This window comes from Halonotius sp. GCM10025705 (assembly GCF_042662885.1).
In the GTDB taxonomy this organism is placed as follows: domain Archaea; phylum Halobacteriota; class Halobacteria; order Halobacteriales; family Haloferacaceae; genus Halonotius; species Halonotius aquaticus.
Genome location: NZ_JBHSZD010000001.1, coordinates 668208 through 683774, shown reverse-complemented (window position 1 = coordinate 683774; position 15567 = coordinate 668208). Strand labels below are relative to the sequence as shown.

At 62.2% G+C, this 15567-nt stretch carries 19 protein-coding genes, 1 tRNA gene and 5 pseudogenes; 13 read left to right on the top strand and 12 right to left on the bottom strand.

Going from position 1 to position 15567, the window contains the following annotated elements; genetic code table 11:
• Nucleotides 1–13 precede the first annotated feature (13 nt).
• Nucleotides 14–393 (top strand): annotated as a pseudogene (locus tag ACFQJB_RS03880) (6-pyruvoyl trahydropterin synthase family protein).
• A gap of 3 nt (nucleotides 394–396) precedes the next feature.
• Complete coding sequence (locus tag ACFQJB_RS03875; RefSeq protein ID WP_379724169.1) at nucleotides 397–1176, top strand: hypothetical protein; 780 nt, start codon at nucleotides 397–399, stop codon at nucleotides 1174–1176.
• A gap of 124 nt (nucleotides 1177–1300) precedes the next feature.
• Here ACFQJB_RS03875 and ACFQJB_RS03870 read toward each other — a convergent pair.
• The 5 genes and pseudogenes from ACFQJB_RS03870 to ACFQJB_RS03850 form a co-directional block, all read right to left on the bottom strand.
• A pseudogene (locus tag ACFQJB_RS03870) lies at nucleotides 1301–1494 on the bottom strand (cold-shock protein).
• A 105-nt stretch (nucleotides 1495–1599) separates the two neighbouring features.
• Nucleotides 1600–1827, bottom strand: coding sequence for a hypothetical protein (locus ACFQJB_RS03865; RefSeq protein WP_379724166.1), 228 nt, complete (start codon nucleotides 1825–1827; stop codon nucleotides 1600–1602).
• 160 nt (nucleotides 1828–1987) lie between these two features.
• Nucleotides 1988–2647 (bottom strand): HAD family hydrolase, encoded by a 660-nt coding sequence (locus ACFQJB_RS03860; RefSeq protein WP_120102910.1) that lies wholly within the window; start codon nucleotides 2645–2647, stop codon nucleotides 1988–1990.
• A complete protein-coding gene (locus ACFQJB_RS03855) occupies nucleotides 2644–3903 on the bottom strand; it encodes an MFS transporter (protein ID WP_379724163.1) in 1260 nt (419 codons plus the stop codon). The genes ACFQJB_RS03860 and ACFQJB_RS03855 overlap by 4 nt, the downstream gene beginning before the upstream one ends.
• Before the next feature lie 42 nt (nucleotides 3904–3945).
• Nucleotides 3946–5331, bottom strand: coding sequence for an ATP-binding protein (locus tag ACFQJB_RS03850; RefSeq protein WP_379724160.1), 1386 nt, complete (start codon nucleotides 5329–5331; stop codon nucleotides 3946–3948).
• Between the two features lie 376 nt (nucleotides 5332–5707).
• On the opposite strand from ACFQJB_RS03850, the gene ACFQJB_RS03845 reads away from it, so the two are divergent.
• The gene (locus ACFQJB_RS03845; protein WP_379724157.1) at nucleotides 5708–6163 is read left to right on the top strand and encodes an archaellin/type IV pilin N-terminal domain-containing protein; all 456 of its coding nucleotides are present in this window, start codon (nucleotides 5708–5710) and stop codon (nucleotides 6161–6163) included.
• A gap of 165 nt (nucleotides 6164–6328) precedes the next feature.
• Nucleotides 6329–6661 (top strand): hypothetical protein, encoded by a 333-nt coding sequence (locus ACFQJB_RS03840; protein ID WP_379724154.1) that lies wholly within the window; start codon nucleotides 6329–6331, stop codon nucleotides 6659–6661.
• 203 nt (nucleotides 6662–6864) lie between these two features.
• On the opposite strand, the gene ACFQJB_RS03835 is transcribed toward ACFQJB_RS03840, so the two are convergent.
• From ACFQJB_RS03835 to ACFQJB_RS03815, 5 genes and pseudogenes are all read right to left on the bottom strand, one after another.
• A tRNA-Trp gene (locus ACFQJB_RS03835) sits at nucleotides 6865–7043 on the bottom strand.
• Nucleotides 7044–7113: 70 nt separating this feature from the next.
• Nucleotides 7114–7338 (bottom strand): DUF5795 family protein, encoded by a 225-nt coding sequence (locus ACFQJB_RS03830; protein WP_379724151.1) that lies wholly within the window; start codon nucleotides 7336–7338, stop codon nucleotides 7114–7116.
• Nucleotides 7339–7401: 63 nt separating this feature from the next.
• Nucleotides 7402–8159 (bottom strand): annotated as a pseudogene (locus tag ACFQJB_RS03825) (TIGR04282 family arsenosugar biosynthesis glycosyltransferase).
• A 77-nt stretch (nucleotides 8160–8236) separates the two neighbouring features.
• Nucleotides 8237–8872, bottom strand: a complete 636-nt coding sequence (locus ACFQJB_RS03820) for a uracil-DNA glycosylase (protein ID WP_379724148.1) — start codon at nucleotides 8870–8872, stop codon at nucleotides 8237–8239.
• Nucleotides 8873–8990: 118 nt separating this feature from the next.
• Entirely contained in the window at nucleotides 8991–9881 is an 891-nt protein-coding gene (locus ACFQJB_RS03815; protein ID WP_379724145.1) for a CPBP family intramembrane glutamic endopeptidase, read from the bottom strand.
• Between the two features lie 55 nt (nucleotides 9882–9936).
• On the opposite strand from ACFQJB_RS03815, the gene ACFQJB_RS03810 reads away from it, so the two are divergent.
• Both ACFQJB_RS03810 and ACFQJB_RS03805 read left to right on the top strand, forming a co-directional pair.
• On the top strand, nucleotides 9937–10191 hold the full coding sequence (locus ACFQJB_RS03810; RefSeq protein WP_379724142.1) for a hypothetical protein: 255 nt from the start codon (nucleotides 9937–9939) through the stop codon (nucleotides 10189–10191).
• On the top strand, nucleotides 10163–10447 hold the full coding sequence (locus tag ACFQJB_RS03805; RefSeq protein ID WP_120100349.1) for a DUF5779 family protein: 285 nt from the start codon (nucleotides 10163–10165) through the stop codon (nucleotides 10445–10447). Before ACFQJB_RS03810 ends, ACFQJB_RS03805 begins: the two co-directional genes overlap by 29 nt.
• Before the next feature lie 85 nt (nucleotides 10448–10532).
• On the opposite strand, the gene ACFQJB_RS03800 is transcribed toward ACFQJB_RS03805, so the two are convergent.
• Nucleotides 10533–11870: a DUF2391 family protein gene (locus ACFQJB_RS03800; RefSeq protein ID WP_379724138.1), complete on the bottom strand. Its 1338-nt coding sequence runs from the start codon at nucleotides 11868–11870 to the stop codon at nucleotides 10533–10535.
• Between the two features lie 126 nt (nucleotides 11871–11996).
• Between ACFQJB_RS03800 and ACFQJB_RS03795 the strand changes: the two genes are divergently transcribed.
• The 3 genes from ACFQJB_RS03795 to ACFQJB_RS03785 are packed head-to-tail and all read left to right on the top strand — an operon-like array spanning nucleotide 11997 to nucleotide 13135.
• Nucleotides 11997–12704: a hypothetical protein gene (locus ACFQJB_RS03795; RefSeq protein ID WP_379724136.1), complete on the top strand. Its 708-nt coding sequence runs from the start codon at nucleotides 11997–11999 to the stop codon at nucleotides 12702–12704.
• Between the two features lie 6 nt (nucleotides 12705–12710).
• On the top strand, nucleotides 12711–12992 hold the full coding sequence (locus ACFQJB_RS03790) for a hypothetical protein (protein WP_379724133.1): 282 nt from the start codon (nucleotides 12711–12713) through the stop codon (nucleotides 12990–12992).
• Nucleotides 12989–13135, top strand: coding sequence for a hypothetical protein (locus tag ACFQJB_RS03785; protein WP_379724130.1), 147 nt, complete (start codon nucleotides 12989–12991; stop codon nucleotides 13133–13135). The genes ACFQJB_RS03790 and ACFQJB_RS03785 overlap by 4 nt, the downstream gene beginning before the upstream one ends.
• Here the strand turns inward: ACFQJB_RS03785 and ACFQJB_RS03780 are convergent.
• Nucleotides 13136–13344: pseudogene (locus ACFQJB_RS03780) on the bottom strand (CopG family transcriptional regulator).
• 130 nt (nucleotides 13345–13474) lie between these two features.
• Here ACFQJB_RS03780 and ACFQJB_RS03775 point away from each other — a divergent pair.
• From ACFQJB_RS03775 to ACFQJB_RS03760, 4 genes and pseudogenes are all read left to right on the top strand, one after another.
• On the top strand, nucleotides 13475–13720 hold the full coding sequence (locus ACFQJB_RS03775; protein WP_379724127.1) for a DUF5816 domain-containing protein: 246 nt from the start codon (nucleotides 13475–13477) through the stop codon (nucleotides 13718–13720).
• A 67-nt stretch (nucleotides 13721–13787) separates the two neighbouring features.
• On the top strand, nucleotides 13788–14135 hold the full coding sequence (locus ACFQJB_RS03770; protein WP_120100871.1) for a DUF7116 family protein: 348 nt from the start codon (nucleotides 13788–13790) through the stop codon (nucleotides 14133–14135).
• 74 nt (nucleotides 14136–14209) lie between these two features.
• On the top strand, nucleotides 14210–14629 hold the full coding sequence (locus ACFQJB_RS03765; RefSeq protein ID WP_379727946.1) for a universal stress protein: 420 nt from the start codon (nucleotides 14210–14212) through the stop codon (nucleotides 14627–14629).
• Nucleotides 14630–14758: 129 nt separating this feature from the next.
• A pseudogene (locus tag ACFQJB_RS03760) lies at nucleotides 14759–15503 on the top strand (lycopene cyclase domain-containing protein).
• The last annotated feature ends 64 nt before the right edge of the window (nucleotides 15504–15567 follow it).

Genomic DNA, 15567 nt, shown 5'->3' with positions numbered 1-15567 from the left:
TCGTGGAACGGGTATGTACACGGTCTCGGTGACCCGACGCTTTGTCGCACAGCATTATCTGACCGTGCCGAACCCCGACCCGAAGGCGAGCTTCATTCTCATCAGTTCACCGCCGAGGTAACGTTCCGCGGCCCGGAACTCGGCGAGTACGGCTATCTCGTCGACATCGACGCGGTCATCGAGGCCGTCGAGGCCGTCGTCGAGACGTTTCGGGATGCGACGCTCAACGAGTTACCGGCTTTCGAGGGGCGCAATCCGAGTGCCGAACACTTTGCGCGGATCTTCGCCGACAGACTCACCGACCGACTCACCCCGGAGCCGGCAACGGAGCTCACGGTCGCCCTCCAGGAAGACGATGTCGCAACCGTCAGCTACACCAAGTCGCTCGCTTAGCCTATGAGCCACACTCGCAACCGACTCGTCGTCGGGGTGCTCATTGCCGTGTTGTTGTGTACCAGCGGCCTCCTCCCGGCCCCGATCGCCGCCTCGCCGTATGAGACGACCGCGCCAGCCCCGTATCTCCATCAGGCGGTTCCCGAGACCAGCGATCGGTTTGATCGACTGACCGCCGAATACGGCTTTGATCCTGACGACGCTGTCGATGTCTCGACGTTGCCGCCGACAAGTCAACAGGTTGTCGAACGCACGGTCGCGGGCTCGCCGGATGCCGACGGCTGGTACCGGTATGAGCTGCCGTTGTGTGTCGACAGCGTCCTCGTCTGTGATTCGGTGCGAGAGCCGCCGACGGTGTTCACCTATGGCACGGCTCAGCCATCGGAGATATTCACCATCGTCGACGTTGGGGAGGAGCGGTATCTCCTCCAGACCGGCGTCCAACCGGGGGCTGATACGACAGGTGATCTCCGCGGGCAGTCGGTCGGCATCTACACGTGGCTGGCCGGCTTGCTCCCGTTGGGTGTCCTTGTCGGCGCGGCTACCGTCATCGGCCATCACAGCAATCGACGGCGGGTGGCTGATCTCGTGGTCGCACTCGGTGGCGTCGTTCTTGCGGCCGGTCTCGCGGTACCGTATCTCGTTGTGGGCGATGTGGTCGCCTACGACGCCATCGCCTGGCCGCTGTTCGGCGGTGTGCTCGCCGCGGTCGGCGTCGCGCTCGTTGGGGTCGCGTGGCTCGCGGTGGGGTATGCGGGAGCAACAGGCACAACACCCTCATAGCGGCCGTCTGTATCGTAGCCCAACGCGGTATTGTTCTGGTAGCAACGGCGACTGCAGGTGCTCGCGGTCGTGAAAATGTAAGAAAACCGAGTATTTGTCTGTGGCTGTAAGCGGTGAAACCGACTTACAGGCGGGTCAGGTTCGAGGCCCGCGGGCCTTTCGGGGACTGCTCGATGTCGAACTCAACGTCCTGACCCTCTTCGAGGTCGGGCCGCCGACGTCTTCCATGTGGAAGAACACGTCGTCGTCAGCATCGTCAGTATCGATAAAGCCGTAACCGCCAGTGTCGTTGAAGAAGTCAACCGTACCGTTTGCCATTGCAACTGCAGGGAGCAGCGACACGGATATAAGGATTATGAAGCACGAATTTGGTGCTTCCTCGTCGATGCAGCCGTTTACACGTGGGGTGACACCATACGAGCGCTATTCGTCGGTGTCATCGCTCGCCGTATCAGCGGCGACATGCTCCATCACGTAGCCGGCGATGCCGGCGGCTGCCAGCCCGATGCCGAACGCACGCGTTTGGCGGCGGTAGACCGGCTTCGCTTTCAGGGCGTCAGCGTTCTCGAAGTTCTTGCCGACCAGCTTTTTCGTCAGTTTCGCCGACAACCCCGGCGCGAGGGCGGTCACGATCCCCTGCGCGATTGCCATGAGCGATCCAACCTTGCGACAGCGGTCTGTGTTCATCACACCCATAGTTGGGTGTCGACGCGGATGAGTACTGTGGCTGTTCTACACTGGTGAGAATACGCACGGTGTGGCTGCTACTAGCACTGATCGCAGCTGGGCGCGACAGATGCACGGTCACCGACTACGTGCTGCAGACGCGGTGGAGATCCTCAAGGGAGTCGATATCCCATGTCGGCCAGACGTTGAGCTCCCAGTCGGTGCGGTGGGGCCGACGGATGAACGCCGAGTCGATGCCGGCGTTTTCGGCGGCTTTGATGTCGGATTCATTGTCGCCGACGAACAGCGCGGAGTCGGCGTCAAGATCCGCCAGCGCGCGCTCAAGATAGTGGGGGTTTGGCTTCCGGAGATCAAGGCTTTCGACGGTTGCCTCACGGCCGTAGGCCGTCTCGAAGAGCCCACCGATCTCAAAGTGATCAAGGAGGAAATCGACTGTCTCCTGTTGATTGGAGCTAACGATGCCGCAGGTGGCATCGAGGTCATCTAAGACGCCAAGATCGCCGTAGGGCGTCTTGCGGCCAGCGCGGGCCTCGGCCTGTTGGGCGCCGGACATCGTCTTATCGCGGACGCGCCAGAAGGTCTCTGGCTGGAGGTCGTAGGCATCACACACGTTGGCAACGCTCCGTGGGGTTGCACCGATCGTCATATCCTCGATGTGATCGGGGTCGGGGTCGCTCACGCCAAACTGTTCAAACGTCTCCTCGGTCGCCGAACGCAGCACATCAAACCGGGTACGGCCAACAAGGACACCGTCGTTGTCAAACACGACAGTATCGTAACTCATAGCTCTTGTAGCGTGGCTGTCGGGATAAGGGTTTCAATGCGACGGGCGTCAGCCGGTACGCGCGGCCGCCCGAGTCGGAAGAAACGCGTACAACACCGCCGCGAGACCAGTAAGAGCGGCCAACAGGTACAATGCCTCATCGAAGAGACCACGATCCGCCAGCGCGCCGACAAGCGTCGACCCCCAGCCCCAAGCAGGAAGAAGACGGTGCGAAGCGTTCCCCACGTCACCCCCTGTACCTGCTCGGGCAGAACAGCGATCACGTAGGCGTTGGTGATCGGTGCGACGGCGAGCCGCGAGCCCAACAGTACCGACAGCAACGCGACCGGCCACAAACCGCCAACGGACGGCACCGCCGCCAGCAACGGCACACCGGCCGCGGAGACACCAGCCAGGAGCCATCGCTCGCCAACGCGGTCGGCTAAGGCGCCGCCACCCAGTTGGGCGATCGCCCCACCCACAAACACCAGCGCGAACATGCCGGCGGCGACTGTCTGGCTGAACGGCTTCGTCGTGACGAGATACGTGACATAGAACGCTGAAACGCCCTGGAAGACGAAGATCATCAGCGTAACCGCCGCGCCGGCAACGGCGACACCTTTCGTGCGGACGGCATTGAGCATGTCGCCAGCGAGGTCACTCGGGGCGGCCGCTGGGGGTGTCGTCGATTCCGGTCGGGATGGCACCGACCGCCACGCAAAAACGGCCACCACCAGCAACGGCGGCGCCAGCCCTGCAACGACCAGCCGCCAGCCAGCCGTCTCGACGAGTGCGCCCGCGAGAAACGGAAGGACAGCTGAGCCGATGCTGCCGGCGGCCAACGTCGCGCCGATCGCCGCGCCATCGTGTTCCGGGAAGGTTCGTGAGAGGGCCGTCCCGCGAGCCGGGCCATACAGGCCGGTCGCGAGCCCGAAACCCCCACACCCGACGAGAAACGCCACAAAGACCGGCGCGAGCCCGATCACGAGCACGCTGCCCGCGGTCAACAGCAGGCTTCCGGCCAGCAGTAGCCGTTCGCCAAGCCGGTCGACCAGCAGGCCAGCCGGCGACTGCATGACCGCGTACCCACCCCAGATGATGGTGACGGCGACGCCGGCCCCGAGATCGCCGACCGCAAAGGCGGTTTTGACCTGTGGCAACACCGACGGGACAAGAAAGCGGCCACCCAGCACAAACACCCAGCCGAATGCGATCGCCAACAGCGTGCGACCACGGCCGTCGCCACGAAGGTTCCCAACGGCGGTTCCGATCGCCATACACCGATTTCAACGGGGCGATATGAGGGCGTTCCGATCCCGTTACGAGCGGACGTTCTCGATAGCGGTCACAACGTCGTCATTGGTCACCGCGTCCTCGCGTTGCATCGCCGATCTGGCGGCCTCGGTAGCGACCTGCTCCATATCAGCCGCCGACAGCCCGCCGGAGGCCTCAGCGATCCGTTTGGCATCGAGATCGGACGCTCGTGGGGCCTCAAGATGGGTATCAAAGATCGCCACGCGGGTTTTCGGGCCAGGGTTGCCGACCTCGATCTGTACTGAGAGTCGTCCGGAGCGCAACATCGCGGGATCGATCTGATCGCGGCGGTTTGTCGCTGCCACGATGACAATGCGCTCGTCGCCCTCGTTGATGTCGCTGACCTCCTCAAGGAACTGATTGACCGTCTGCGTCTGATCCTGATGTTGGTTTGCGCCGCCGCGTTCCGGCGTCAACGCGTCGATCTCGTCGATAAAGATGAGACAGGGCTGGTGGTGGCGGGCTTCGTCGAAGAGCGCGGCGACGTTTTGGGTGCCCTCGCCAAGCCATTTGGAGATGATATCGGCCCCCTTGATGCCGACATAGTTGATCCCCAACTCGCCGGCCAGTGCCTTCGAGAGATAGGTCTTACCGGTGCCTGGTGGCCCATACAACAGAAACCCGTTTTCGACCGAGAGGCCGTATTTGGCGTATTTTTCAGGTTCTTGCAGCGGCTCGATCACGCGTTCTTGGAGTTCCGTTTTGACCGATTCCATGCCGGCCACATCATCGAAGTCGATACCGGGCGGTTCAGAGACGTACTGGGTGCTGCTACCGGATTCCGCTGTATCGCCTTGGGAGGCGTCGCTCTGGCCGGATTCCGGCTCCTCGTTGCCCGCCGCGTTCTCCTCGCCCGACGACTGCTCGTCGGCCGTGGGTTGCTCGTTGGCAGTGGGTTCCTCGGTGCCGTCGGTGGCGTCGTCAGTGTGAGTTGCCGATTGGTCGGTCGCCGACTGACCGTCGCTGGCGGCGTCGGCGGCTGCTGCCGGTGGATCAGCGAGTGAATCCGGTGACAGCCCCGGGACGCTGGCGACGATGTGAGCGCGGTAATCCCGGCGGGCGGTGTCATCAAGTGCCAGCGAGCCAGCTGTTGAGGCGAGAATGAGCCCACCAGCGGCGACACCGCCGAGCCCGACCGCTGGCAGCGGCGGATACTCAAACAGGATGGCGGCGCCGGCGACACCGCCGCCAACCCCAACGACAACGACGGTAGTATAGATGATGCCAACAGCCAGTCGGCGGCTAAAGGCATCACGAACGCCGTACCCGAGTGTGCTCCAGAGGCCGACAGTCACGAGCCACCCCTCAATGAGGCTCCGGATGAGCAGCCGGTGGCGTGGCACGTCCTGAGTGTCGGTGGTCGCCTCGCCGTCGGACTCCTGGTGGCTCATTGGTGGGTGCGGTGCAACGGCCAACAGTGGCCGTCGCTGTGTCGCTATCGGATCGTTGTCGGCCGCCGACTAAAATCTCTCCCTCGGAATCGACGGCGGCGGTCAGCAACCTACCAGCACCCACAACAGGCGTTGGTCGATGAAATAATATTGTTTCTGATATAATCGCACGTTTCGAGACAGCAGATAGTATCATAGAAGAAAATTTGTAGTCCGAACTTCTTCAAATAGTGTATTAGGTACTAAAATTGGGTTTGGTTTGATCTGAGAGCATACATCAATTATTGCTTTTGATAATTTTAGGCCTATGTTTAATGCCTTCCTGACTACAGTTACAGATATCGCTGCCCTTGTTCCGGGTGAGCGACGTCACACTATGTCCGAGGCAGCTCGCGGTCAGGTTGGGATCGGGACGCTCATCGTGTTCATAGCGATGGTGCTGGTCGCGGCGATCGCCGCCGGCGTCCTGATCAACACCGCGGGGTTGCTACAGGCTCAAGCCCAAGCTACCGGCGAGGAGACGACCGCAGAGGTCAGCAACGTCATCCAGATCAAACACGCCATCGGCGAGGAGACCACGAACAACGGCGACATCGACGTGCTGAATATTAGTATGCGCCTGACGCCGGGCTCAGACCCGATTAATCTCAGCGACGCCTCCTACACCGTGGAGGTCAACGGCAACGCGACCGTCGTCAACGGCAACGAGGATGTGAGCGACGGTGTGTCGTACCACTCGATACAGGGACTAGCTGACAATGGCACCAGCACCTTATCGGATCAATCTGATCTCATAACCGCGCGGTTTGATCTAACCGCGATTCAGGGGTAACCCAACTTGATGAGCGAACCAAGGTTCGTTTCATTGCGATCGCGCCTGATGGTGGAACGACATACAAGGAGTTCAGGGCCCCGAACATGATCGTCAATGGTGAATCGTACATCCTCTGAAGTACTCAACAAACGCATTTGCCGAGGCAGCACGTAGCTTCGGCAGATGAACCACGTTCCTGATTCAGTGGTGACAGCGATCGACACGTTCGGCGAACAGCTGTTACTCGGGAACGCCAGCGCCGTGAGCGGGACGCTCAGAAACGACCTGCAGATTGATATCAGTCCGCCTGACGGATCGACTGCTGTCTGTCGATACAAGACAGTCCATACGCAATCACCGCCAACGCTCAGGGATCGAGGGTCGTTTGTGACGACCATCGTCGATGGGGTCGATAGCCGACTCCAGCAGTGGGGTATCGACCCACCAGCTGCATACCGCTACGTCGATACCGTCAACGACACACACCATTACGAGGGCACTCTACAACTGCCGTGAGACAGCCATCTCCCAACTGAGTGGGCCACTATTGTCGACGGTAGAATCACAATAACCCGGTGACGGGAGACCACTATCATCGATATGGGGTTCATGAGGCATAGATTTGAACCCCGAATATGGTGCCCTGAAACGGTTTTCAGATGCTAAAACGGCGTCTGCGGGGCTATAAGGTCGGTATTACGAAGCGAAGTAGGACAAAGTGGGGACGGAGGGATTTGAACCCCCGATCGACTGATATCTCCGGTACGCGCCTCGGAACTCCAGAGGGTCGTCATTGCGAACCGATGATCAGTCGGTCGCTCGGTATATCAGTCTGGAGTGTCGTCCCGGGCGCGTGGCCTCTGGAGTCAGTCGCCATGCCTGGCTTGGCCACGTCCCCTCGCCAGCATCTTACCCGAACCACAGTAAAGGGGTTTCGGTCGCCACCGGCGACCCGCAGCCGGGACTGGCTACTCAGCCTCGCTGTCGTTCCAGTCGCAATCCTGACACTTGTAGCCGGTAACAAACGACGTGACGCTCGGCATATACCCGACGGTCAACACGTTGCCGCCGCAGTCCGGACACTCACGGTCGGCATCCTCGATCTCGGTCGCTTCCATCGGCGACTCCCCTTCGATCAACTCGGCCAGCGATTCGGCGGTGACCATGCGGCCCTCAACGACGCGGTTGCTCATACCGACTCGCTAACGGAGGCGACACCAAAGACCTGTCGTGCCGGGTGTGGCAAGCGAACCGGCTCACTGATCGGCAACGAGTTCGAGCCCATCGTCGCCCTCGACGACCGCGAGCCCATGATCGTGGATGAACGTCGCTGTGCGCTCGGGGACGATCCGTTCGGCCGAGATCCGGGCGCGCAGCTCTGGTACCAGCGTCCGAAGATCCGCGCCGGTTTCGACGACCGGCGAAGTACCCAAGAATGCCGTCGACAACTCGGCGTCGGCCGCCCGATCAGCAAGCCGTTGGAGCTCTATCGCGCCGAAGACATCGGCAAAGTCGATCGCTTCGGTAAAGCCAGCGTAGTAGACCCGTCCCTCACTCGCCGGGCCGACAACCACATCGTTGGTGCGGAGCTTCATCGCCGCCCCATCGATCATCGTCCGCGACAACAGCGGTGCCGTCCCGCGGATGACGGCCGCCGACGCCGCTCCTCCTCGCGGAGGAGATGCGTCACCGTGTTGCCCGCCCGCGCCGAAAACGTCGAGCCGACCTGCGGCTCAAACCGCACATCCGAGGGATCATCAAGCGCGTCGGCAACGATAGCGCGGAGCTCAGCGACCGGCTCGGTGTCAGTCTGGTGGGCTTCCGGCAACTGCTCAGAGTCCGGGTAGTTAACGAGCAGTTCCGCCCCCGAGCGGTCGATCGCGTGGAACGTATCGGCCAACATCGCCTCGTAGAGATCGGTTGCCGCGGTGGTCGACAGCGGGCTTGTCTCCGAAAGCGCGGGCAACACAAGCCCCTCACGGGGTGGCGACGCCAGCACGGCGATTACGGTCATACCCACGGCTCAGGGCGGCGGCGTCTTGAACACGGTGATCCCAGACGGGCTGACTGCCCACCGGCGAGCCGCGATCGTCAGCGACTCTGGCGGCCCTTCGTCTGGCGATAATCCCGCGAAAACACGTTCTCGGTTATATGCTCGATAAAGGCCTCGCTGTCGGCGTCAGTCTGCCGGCCGAGTTCCAGCATCGGGACAAGCTCGAAGCCACGGCCGCGAACGGTTGTCGCGTGAACCTCCTCGATATCGAAGGCGTCCGGCGACCGGGTTGTGTACTCCATCGCCAGCGATTCGATCACCCGTTGACCGATGGGGACGATGATCTGGGGGTTCATCATCCGGATCTCGGCGTTGAGATACGGCTCGCAGGTGTTGATCTCGGGTTCGCTCGGCTCACGATCTGGGTGTCGACAGCGGGTCAGATAAGTACAAAAGGCGTTCTGCATGTCCGGTTCCGCGGCGTCAGGGTCGGATCGCACAAAGCCGAGTTCGCCGAGGATCCACTGGAGGCGGCGACCGGCGTCGTCGCCGGTAAACGGGATTCCTGTCGTGTCGGCACCCTCGTGGGGGCGTTCAGCGATGAAGATGAACTCGCCGCCGACATCGCCGTAGCCGTGAACGACGTTGCTGCGTGCCTCACAGAGCCCCGGACAGTTGGTACACTCCTCGTCCATGCCGAAGGGGTTCTCTAACTGGGGCTGGTGGGCGTCCACACCGGAGCGTGGGGATCGGTAAATAAAATACTGCGGGTGCGGCTACAGCCGGGGATAGGCAAGGCCTCCGTCACCGCAGCCGCGATGAGCAAACCACCGACCGCACCGAGTAGCCTAATCAGAGACCGAGAAGTACCGTTGCCTGATTCGCCAGCTCTGCCAGCTCATCGCTGGTCGTAATAACGTAGATAACGAGAAGCTGCACCGAGTTCGTGAGCCCGTGGGCCAGCGCGACGACCGTTAGATTCTCCGTCCACTCATAGAGGGCCCCGTAGATGACCGAGCCGGCGAACAACGCCGCGAACGCCGCAAGCACCTGAACCAGGCTGGCCCCACCAGCGCTGTAGGCCGTCAGGTGGATCGGCACGAAGATGAAACTCGCCAGCACGATCGCTGTCGGGCGGCTGAAGGAGTGTGTCAGCCGCGTTTGGATGATCCCTCGGTAGAGCAGTTCCTCAAACGGGCCAACGATGAGGATCATAAACGGAATCAACACCAGATAAAATGTCGGCTCGATCCCCTCGAAGTTCAACAGGCTGTGGGAGGCTGCCTGGACGCCGAGTGAAAAGGAGATGAGATTGACGATCCCGATACTAAACAGGACGACAAACGGCGCGACCGCGATCACCAACACCTGGCCCAGCGTCGGCTTGCGGATGCGCACAAAGGAGAGCTCCTTCCCAGTGGCCCACAGATACGCGGCAGCAATCCCGCCCATCGCCAGGATCTGGCCAAACACAAAATTGATCGCAAGCTCCGCCAACGGCGACAACGGCTGCTCAATCGGGAACACCAGCGTCGCCGCGAGCAGTGGCAGTACCAACACGGCTGGCAGTAAGATCGCACCGAAGCCAAGTCCAGCGGCGAGGACGATCGCCCACAGCTTTCCCAGCAGCCGCCAGCGCGAGCCGCCGGAGTTGCCGCCGGCATCGCTGGTGACGATATGGCCGTCAGCGGTCACCGAGCCGACCGGCTGTTGATCTGTCGAATCAGTATTCGGCTCAGCCATCACCACCACCCACAGCGACCGTCATCGGCAACTGACTGCCACGGTGCTGACTGCCGTGTCGAGTGAGCGACCGCGGGCAGGCATGGCGTCGATTCATGACGGCAACACCGCGGCCGCGGCCGACAACGAACGCGAGGGGCGGAGGCTGACATTACTGGCCAGTCGGTGCCGGACAGCGAAAAACGCTGTCGTTCAGGCAGCCGACGTGGGTGGCGGACAGCCGGCCGGCCACGTCGATGGCAACGCCCGAACGCTTTACTGCCGCCGGCTAACCGGGGAGTATGGCGGATTTCGATCTCGACCTCCGTGAGGCGGAGGCGCAACTCGATGATATGCCGAGCGACGAGGTGGTGTTGGGCGTGCTCAACGGCGAGACCGAGGATACCGAATGGGTACAGTCGATCACCCAGGGCAACGTGCTCGTCCTCGCTGTCGAGGGCGACCTCAACGAGTTGGCCGCCGGCTTTGCCCGCGAGATCAAAGATATGGGCGGCGAGCTCATGCATTTTCGAGATTTCCTCATTATTACGCCACCAGAAACCGCGATCAATACTGATCGGCTGTAGGCGGGCCAGTAAGCTGAACGGTCGAGGGGCCTGTAGCGGTGTCGACGACGGCGGCACACCACCATCCAACGTCGCGACAGCGATGTTATGCGTCAGTGTTGCGAGCCGCATCGCCGAGGGCCGCAAGATCGTCGTTGATGTCGGCTCCGGAACTCTCACCGGGCAGGATGTCACCCAGCGACGCGCCGAAGGAGGCGACCGTCCAGACGACGCTGATCCGAGCGAGGGCAACGACCGGATCGGCCCAGCCGTTGACTCGACCCCACAGCGTCATCAACGCCGCCGCCGTCAGAAACGAGACGATAGCGATCCCGATCAGGCGGCGGGGGATGACGCCAAAGAGCGGCCGACGGATCCGCACATCCTGTGGCCCGGCCCAGTAGACTAAGGCGAGAATCATCACCAAGACAAAGGCCGCGTTGAGCAGGAACGCCACAGGGAGGCCAGCGAATCGAACAGAGAGAAAGTAGTCGGCGATCTCGAAGACGCCATCCTCGACAAGAAACGGGATCGCAAAGAAGATGCTACCGACGAAGGCCTCGGCGATATCCCGGGTGGTGTATTTCTGAATCCGGTCGCCAAAGCCATCGTCAAGGGCGGCCTGTACCGTCTCCGCGCGGATGCGGGTGACCGCCTCGCGGTGGGGAGCGCCAACAGCCGATTCGAGGTCGTCGAACTCCGCCTGAAGCGCGTCGACGAGCGCGCTGTCGGTCAACGCTGCCGCTGCCGTGCGATCGGCTGTCGCCGCCGCGTCGGCCTCGCTGGCGTCGTTGCTTTCGGGTGTCGCCGACGGCGGTGCCGAGACGGCCGGTGGGCTGTCGTTGTCTGAGAGGATATCACCCAATGCGGCTCCGATCGAGCCGACCGTCCAGATCACGGTGATACGCGCGATCGCCGCAATCGGTGAGGCCCAGCCGTTGACCCGCCCCCAGACCGTCATCAACACCGTCGCGACAACAAAGGAGACGACAAGGATCATCACCACCCTGACGGGCAAGCTCCTGAGAAACACCGTTGTCTCCTGCTGATTTCGCCCTGTCCACTCCAACAGCGCGTAGGTCAACACGACGACAAACAGCGTGTTGGCGAGCAGATAGATCGGGACGCCGGCGACCGTCGATCCAAAGAGATGCGCCCCAATGTCGAAGACGCCGTCCTCGACGAGTAACGGCGAGGCGAAGATAACGCTGCCAACAAACGCTTCGGCGGCATCTCGGGGCTGAAGCTCCCGAACGCCGGAATCGAGGAGCCCGCGCTCGTAGGCCTCGACGAGGAGCTGTTTGATATCGTGCACCGCGGCATCGGCACGCGGCGCTGTCGTCTCGACCGTCACCGTGTTGAGATCCGCAAAGAGGCTCTCGATGGTGGTCTCGGCGGGATCGATCGCATCATGGCTGCCGTGCTCCGTCGACGATCGGGACATGGCGACTGGCAGGCGGTTTGCGCCCCGCGATCATATAGCTACGCCAGCGAGACAGCCGCCACCGCAATACCACCATCCACACGGCGACGTGCCTGTGTTTATGCCGCCACAGCCCCAACCGCAGGTATGCCGATGAAAGGAGACGGCCCGGCCGACTTGCAGGTAATCGATCGCTTCGACGGCGGCGTCGGCTGGCTGGCCTATCCCGACGAAACGATGCAACGGGCGAGCCACGCGCTCGCAACACCGGACGGCGTCTGGGTGATCGACCCCGTCGATGCCGCCGGCGTCGACGACCTGCTCGCCGAGGTCGGTGAATCCGGGCCGGGAGCCAGCGAGGTTGCCGGCGTCGCCGTCTGTCTCGACCGCCACAAGCGTGATGCCGCCGCAATCGCTCGCCGTCACGATGTCGACGTATACGTTCCGACGTGGATGTCCGGCGTTGCCAACGAGATCGACGCCCCGGTCAGCCGGTTTGGGAGCGACCTCGGCGACTCCGGCTTCGAGTCCTTTGTGATCCGGGATTCGTCGCTGCCGCCATGGCAGGAGGCCGGCCTCTACAATCCCGGAACCGGGACGATGGTTGTCCCCGAATCGGTCGGGACAGCCGCCTACTTTCTTGCGGGCGAGGAGCGACTCGGCGTTCACCCGATGCTCCGGCTGACACCACCCGAAGGGCTCCGATCCCACGGGCGACCGGAGCGGATTCTTGTCGGCCACGGTGCGGGAATTCACGAGGACGCCGGCGGAGCACTTGAGGGCGCACTCAGGTCGTCGCGAGCGAACACCCCCTCGCTGTACGCAAAGACGCTGAAAGGGTTTCTCACCGGGTAATCCGTGGTGCTCTATGCGACAGCCGGGCTGCTCGATGTGCTCGTCGAGTTCGCGACCGACCGAGAGCCACAAGAGGCGAACGTCCCGCTGGCAGCGACGCCGGCCGGTGAGTTGACCGGTACCGATAATCGGCTCGCCGATATCGGCCCGGACACATCGGTGTTGACACACTTCTATCTGCCAGATGCCGGTGGTGCGGTGAGTTCAGTTTTCGGGGTCGATCTTGGCACCCCTCCGGCGGCGCGCAAGCCCGTTTTGTCTCACATCCAACCGGCCCGCTTGCGGTGACAAAGGAGGACGATCTGGCTGGGGCCGTCCTCGTGGCGGTTCCGCCGTGGGACGCCGAGAAAATCCGTGCCTTCGACCGTCGCGGCACGGGCGTCGAGTTGGTCGGCCTTGATGCCGAACCGCCGGTCGAATCGATCGAGTAGCTAGTCCAGATAGCCGAGATCCCGAAGCTGATCGGTGACCTCGGCGAAATCCTCCTCGGTTACTGTGCCGTCAGGCTCCTGTTGGATGACGATACTTCGCAGCAGGAATCGGACGAGATCGCTCGTCGAGGTGAAGCTTGTTCCTTCGATCGTCTCCTCAACACGGTTCCCGGCTCTTTCGGGATCGACACCGTTGTGTAATCAGCCATACTGACTGGTGTGGGAGCGACCTGAATAAGTCCTCTGTCGCGGGAGCGGATAGCGCGCTGTCGGGTGTGAGGCGATGGAGCTACCCCGGAGAGCCACACGCCTAAGCCCATCGCGGACGGTACCCTGGGTATGAGCCGAGAGCAAGCGACGACGGCCGACGGCGATACCGTCTATATCGACCGCGAGGAAGCAGAACGCGGCTCCGTTGATGTCTTTCATCCAGTGTACTGTGGGGTCGAGGGAACGGAGCGGTGGGGCTACTACTGCAACGCCTGCGGTGGCTTCGACAATGCGATGGATACGATGGGGCGAATCGTCTGCAACGGCTGTTCGAACATTCGCAAACCCGATGAGTGGGACGCAGCCCACGAGTAAGCCGGAGGCAACCTATCAGACAGGCCGTGGGAAGCTTTATCATGGATTACGCCTAACTCCGATGTGGATGGCCACTGTTACCATACCACCGGCTGAAGAGGCCCGAGACGTCTTCAAACGGCTCGGCTACGCGATCGAGGAGCGCGGTAGCGAGTTCGTCGCCGAGCGGAAATGGCGGCGCGTCCAGGTGACGCCGCTGCGTGCCGAGGACGCCAAATCGCCCGGTGAGATCCTTGAATATGGCTCCGAGGGCGGCCCGCGGCTTCGGTGTTTCGTCACCTGGATGGACTGTACCGAACCACTGCAGTCGTCACTTCAGTCGGCGAAGCCACCCTATGATTGGGCGATCATCGGCATCGAGCCTGACGGCGAGTTTCAGGTTGTCCACCCTGATCCGGGCAGTGCCCCGATCTGAGCCATGGCCCACGGCTCTCTCGGCCAGCGAACAGGAGCGATATCTTCTTCATCGCCCGGCGGCGAACGGTGGCAATGACGCTGATCGTCGTCCCGGTTCGGTACCCGCTCAGCGAGCACTCCGCAGCGACGCTTCGGGAGGCGATCGAGATCAGCACCGACCGCGACGCCGAGCTCTCGGTGCTCCATGTCGACCTCTATCAGAACAGCAAGAACGTCACCCGAACCGATCTCAAGCGGGCGATCGAACGGGAGTTCGGCGAACTCGACAACGTCCGGTATGTCGTTCGCCGCGGCTTTTTGCTCGAAGAGACGATCTTAGAGGAGATCGTCGGCGAGAACGCCGATCTCGTCGTCATCGGCTCCCGACAGGCCGGCCGGTGGCAACGCATGCTCCGAAAGCTGCGGGCCGACCCTGATATCGGCGAGTTTCTCAAAGGCGAACTTGACTGTACGGTGATCACAGTCAACGCCGACGGCGTGACAAGCCACTAACCAGATCGGCCGGGGATAGCCACCGTCCTGTCGAACGGCGGTTCGTCCCACGATATCGTGTCACCGCATCGACGCATAGTGGGCGCTGTAGCCGCAATGTTGTTTTATCAGTGGGTGCTACGATAAGCAGTGCCCACCACCTATCTGCAGTTCCATCTCGTTTTGACACTGCCACTGTTGGCCCTGCTGTGGTACCTGACGCCGGCATACGATCGGATTCGGCGGCGACGCGGCGCGGCCGGGCTGGCGATCCTCGTTGCCATCGCCGTCGCCTACACGACGCCGTGGGGGTCGTATATGATCCAACGCGGCGTCTGGTGGTACGGTGAGGGGTCGTCGCCGCCCGACTGCTGTCGATTCCGGCCGGCGAATACCTGTTTTTCGGGATCCAGACGCTGACCGTCGGCTTTTATCTATACTGGCGCGGGTTCGATCCGAGCTACGAGACGGGCGATTTTGCGTGGGGCCCCCGGATCGCCGGCGTCGGTGTCGGCGTGCTGTTGTTCGGCGGTGGGCTCTGGATGGTGTTTCAGCAGCCGTCGTGGCTGTACCTTGGCGGGCTACTCGCGTGGGTTGGCCCCGTCGTCGCCCTCCAGTGGGCCGTCGGCGGCGGCTATCTCGTTCGTCGACCGCGGGCGTGGATCGAGGCGGCGTTGGTGCCGACGATCTATCTGTGGATTATCGATCGCTGGGCGATCGGTCAGGGACTGTGGGTGCTCTCTGAGCAGTATACGACCGGGATCGCCCCTTTGGCCTGCCGATCGAGGAGATCCTGTTTTTCCTCTCGGCTGGGGTGATGACCGTTACCGGGCTCGTGCTCTTCGAGTGGGTGCTGGACTGGAACGACACGCGGACAGCCGCGGCCAAACAGTAACAGCAGGTATCGTGGCGGGCAAAAGAGCCCCTTCGAAATCCTTTTACAGCTTTCGGGTGGAGTA

Excerpts from the sequence above, each read along its gene's own strand:
- ACFQJB_RS03875 (WP_379724169.1), top strand. The coding sequence starts at position 397 with ATGAGCCACACTCGCAACCGACTCGTCGTCGGGGTGCTCATTGCCGTG.
- ACFQJB_RS03865 (WP_379724166.1), bottom strand. The coding sequence starts at position 1,827 with ATGGCAATCGCGCAGGGGATCGTGACCGCCCTCGCGCCGGGGTTGTCG.
- ACFQJB_RS03860 (WP_120102910.1), bottom strand. The coding sequence starts at position 2,647 with ATGAGTTACGATACTGTCGTGTTTGACAACGACGGTGTCCTTGTTGGC.
- ACFQJB_RS03855 (WP_379724163.1), bottom strand. The coding sequence starts at position 3,903 with ATGGCGATCGGAACCGCCGTTGGGAACCTTCGTGGCGACGGCCGTGGT.
- ACFQJB_RS03850 (WP_379724160.1), bottom strand. The coding sequence starts at position 5,331 with ATGAGCCACCAGGAGTCCGACGGCGAGGCGACCACCGACACTCAGGAC.
- ACFQJB_RS03845 (WP_379724157.1), top strand. The coding sequence starts at position 5,708 with ATGTCCGAGGCAGCTCGCGGTCAGGTTGGGATCGGGACGCTCATCGTG.
- ACFQJB_RS03840 (WP_379724154.1), top strand. The coding sequence starts at position 6,329 with ATGAACCACGTTCCTGATTCAGTGGTGACAGCGATCGACACGTTCGGC.
- ACFQJB_RS03830 (WP_379724151.1), bottom strand. The coding sequence starts at position 7,338 with ATGAGCAACCGCGTCGTTGAGGGCCGCATGGTCACCGCCGAATCGCTG.
- ACFQJB_RS03815 (WP_379724145.1), bottom strand. The coding sequence starts at position 9,881 with ATGGCTGAGCCGAATACTGATTCGACAGATCAACAGCCGGTCGGCTCG.
- ACFQJB_RS03805 (WP_120100349.1), top strand. The coding sequence starts at position 10,163 with ATGGCGGATTTCGATCTCGACCTCCGTGAGGCGGAGGCGCAACTCGAT.
- ACFQJB_RS03800 (WP_379724138.1), bottom strand. The coding sequence starts at position 11,870 with ATGTCCCGATCGTCGACGGAGCACGGCAGCCATGATGCGATCGATCCC.
- ACFQJB_RS03795 (WP_379724136.1), top strand. The coding sequence starts at position 11,997 with ATGCCGATGAAAGGAGACGGCCCGGCCGACTTGCAGGTAATCGATCGC.
- ACFQJB_RS03775 (WP_379724127.1), top strand. The coding sequence starts at position 13,475 with ATGAGCCGAGAGCAAGCGACGACGGCCGACGGCGATACCGTCTATATC.
- ACFQJB_RS03770 (WP_120100871.1), top strand. The coding sequence starts at position 13,788 with ATGGCCACTGTTACCATACCACCGGCTGAAGAGGCCCGAGACGTCTTC.
- ACFQJB_RS03765 (WP_379727946.1), top strand. The coding sequence starts at position 14,210 with ATGACGCTGATCGTCGTCCCGGTTCGGTACCCGCTCAGCGAGCACTCC.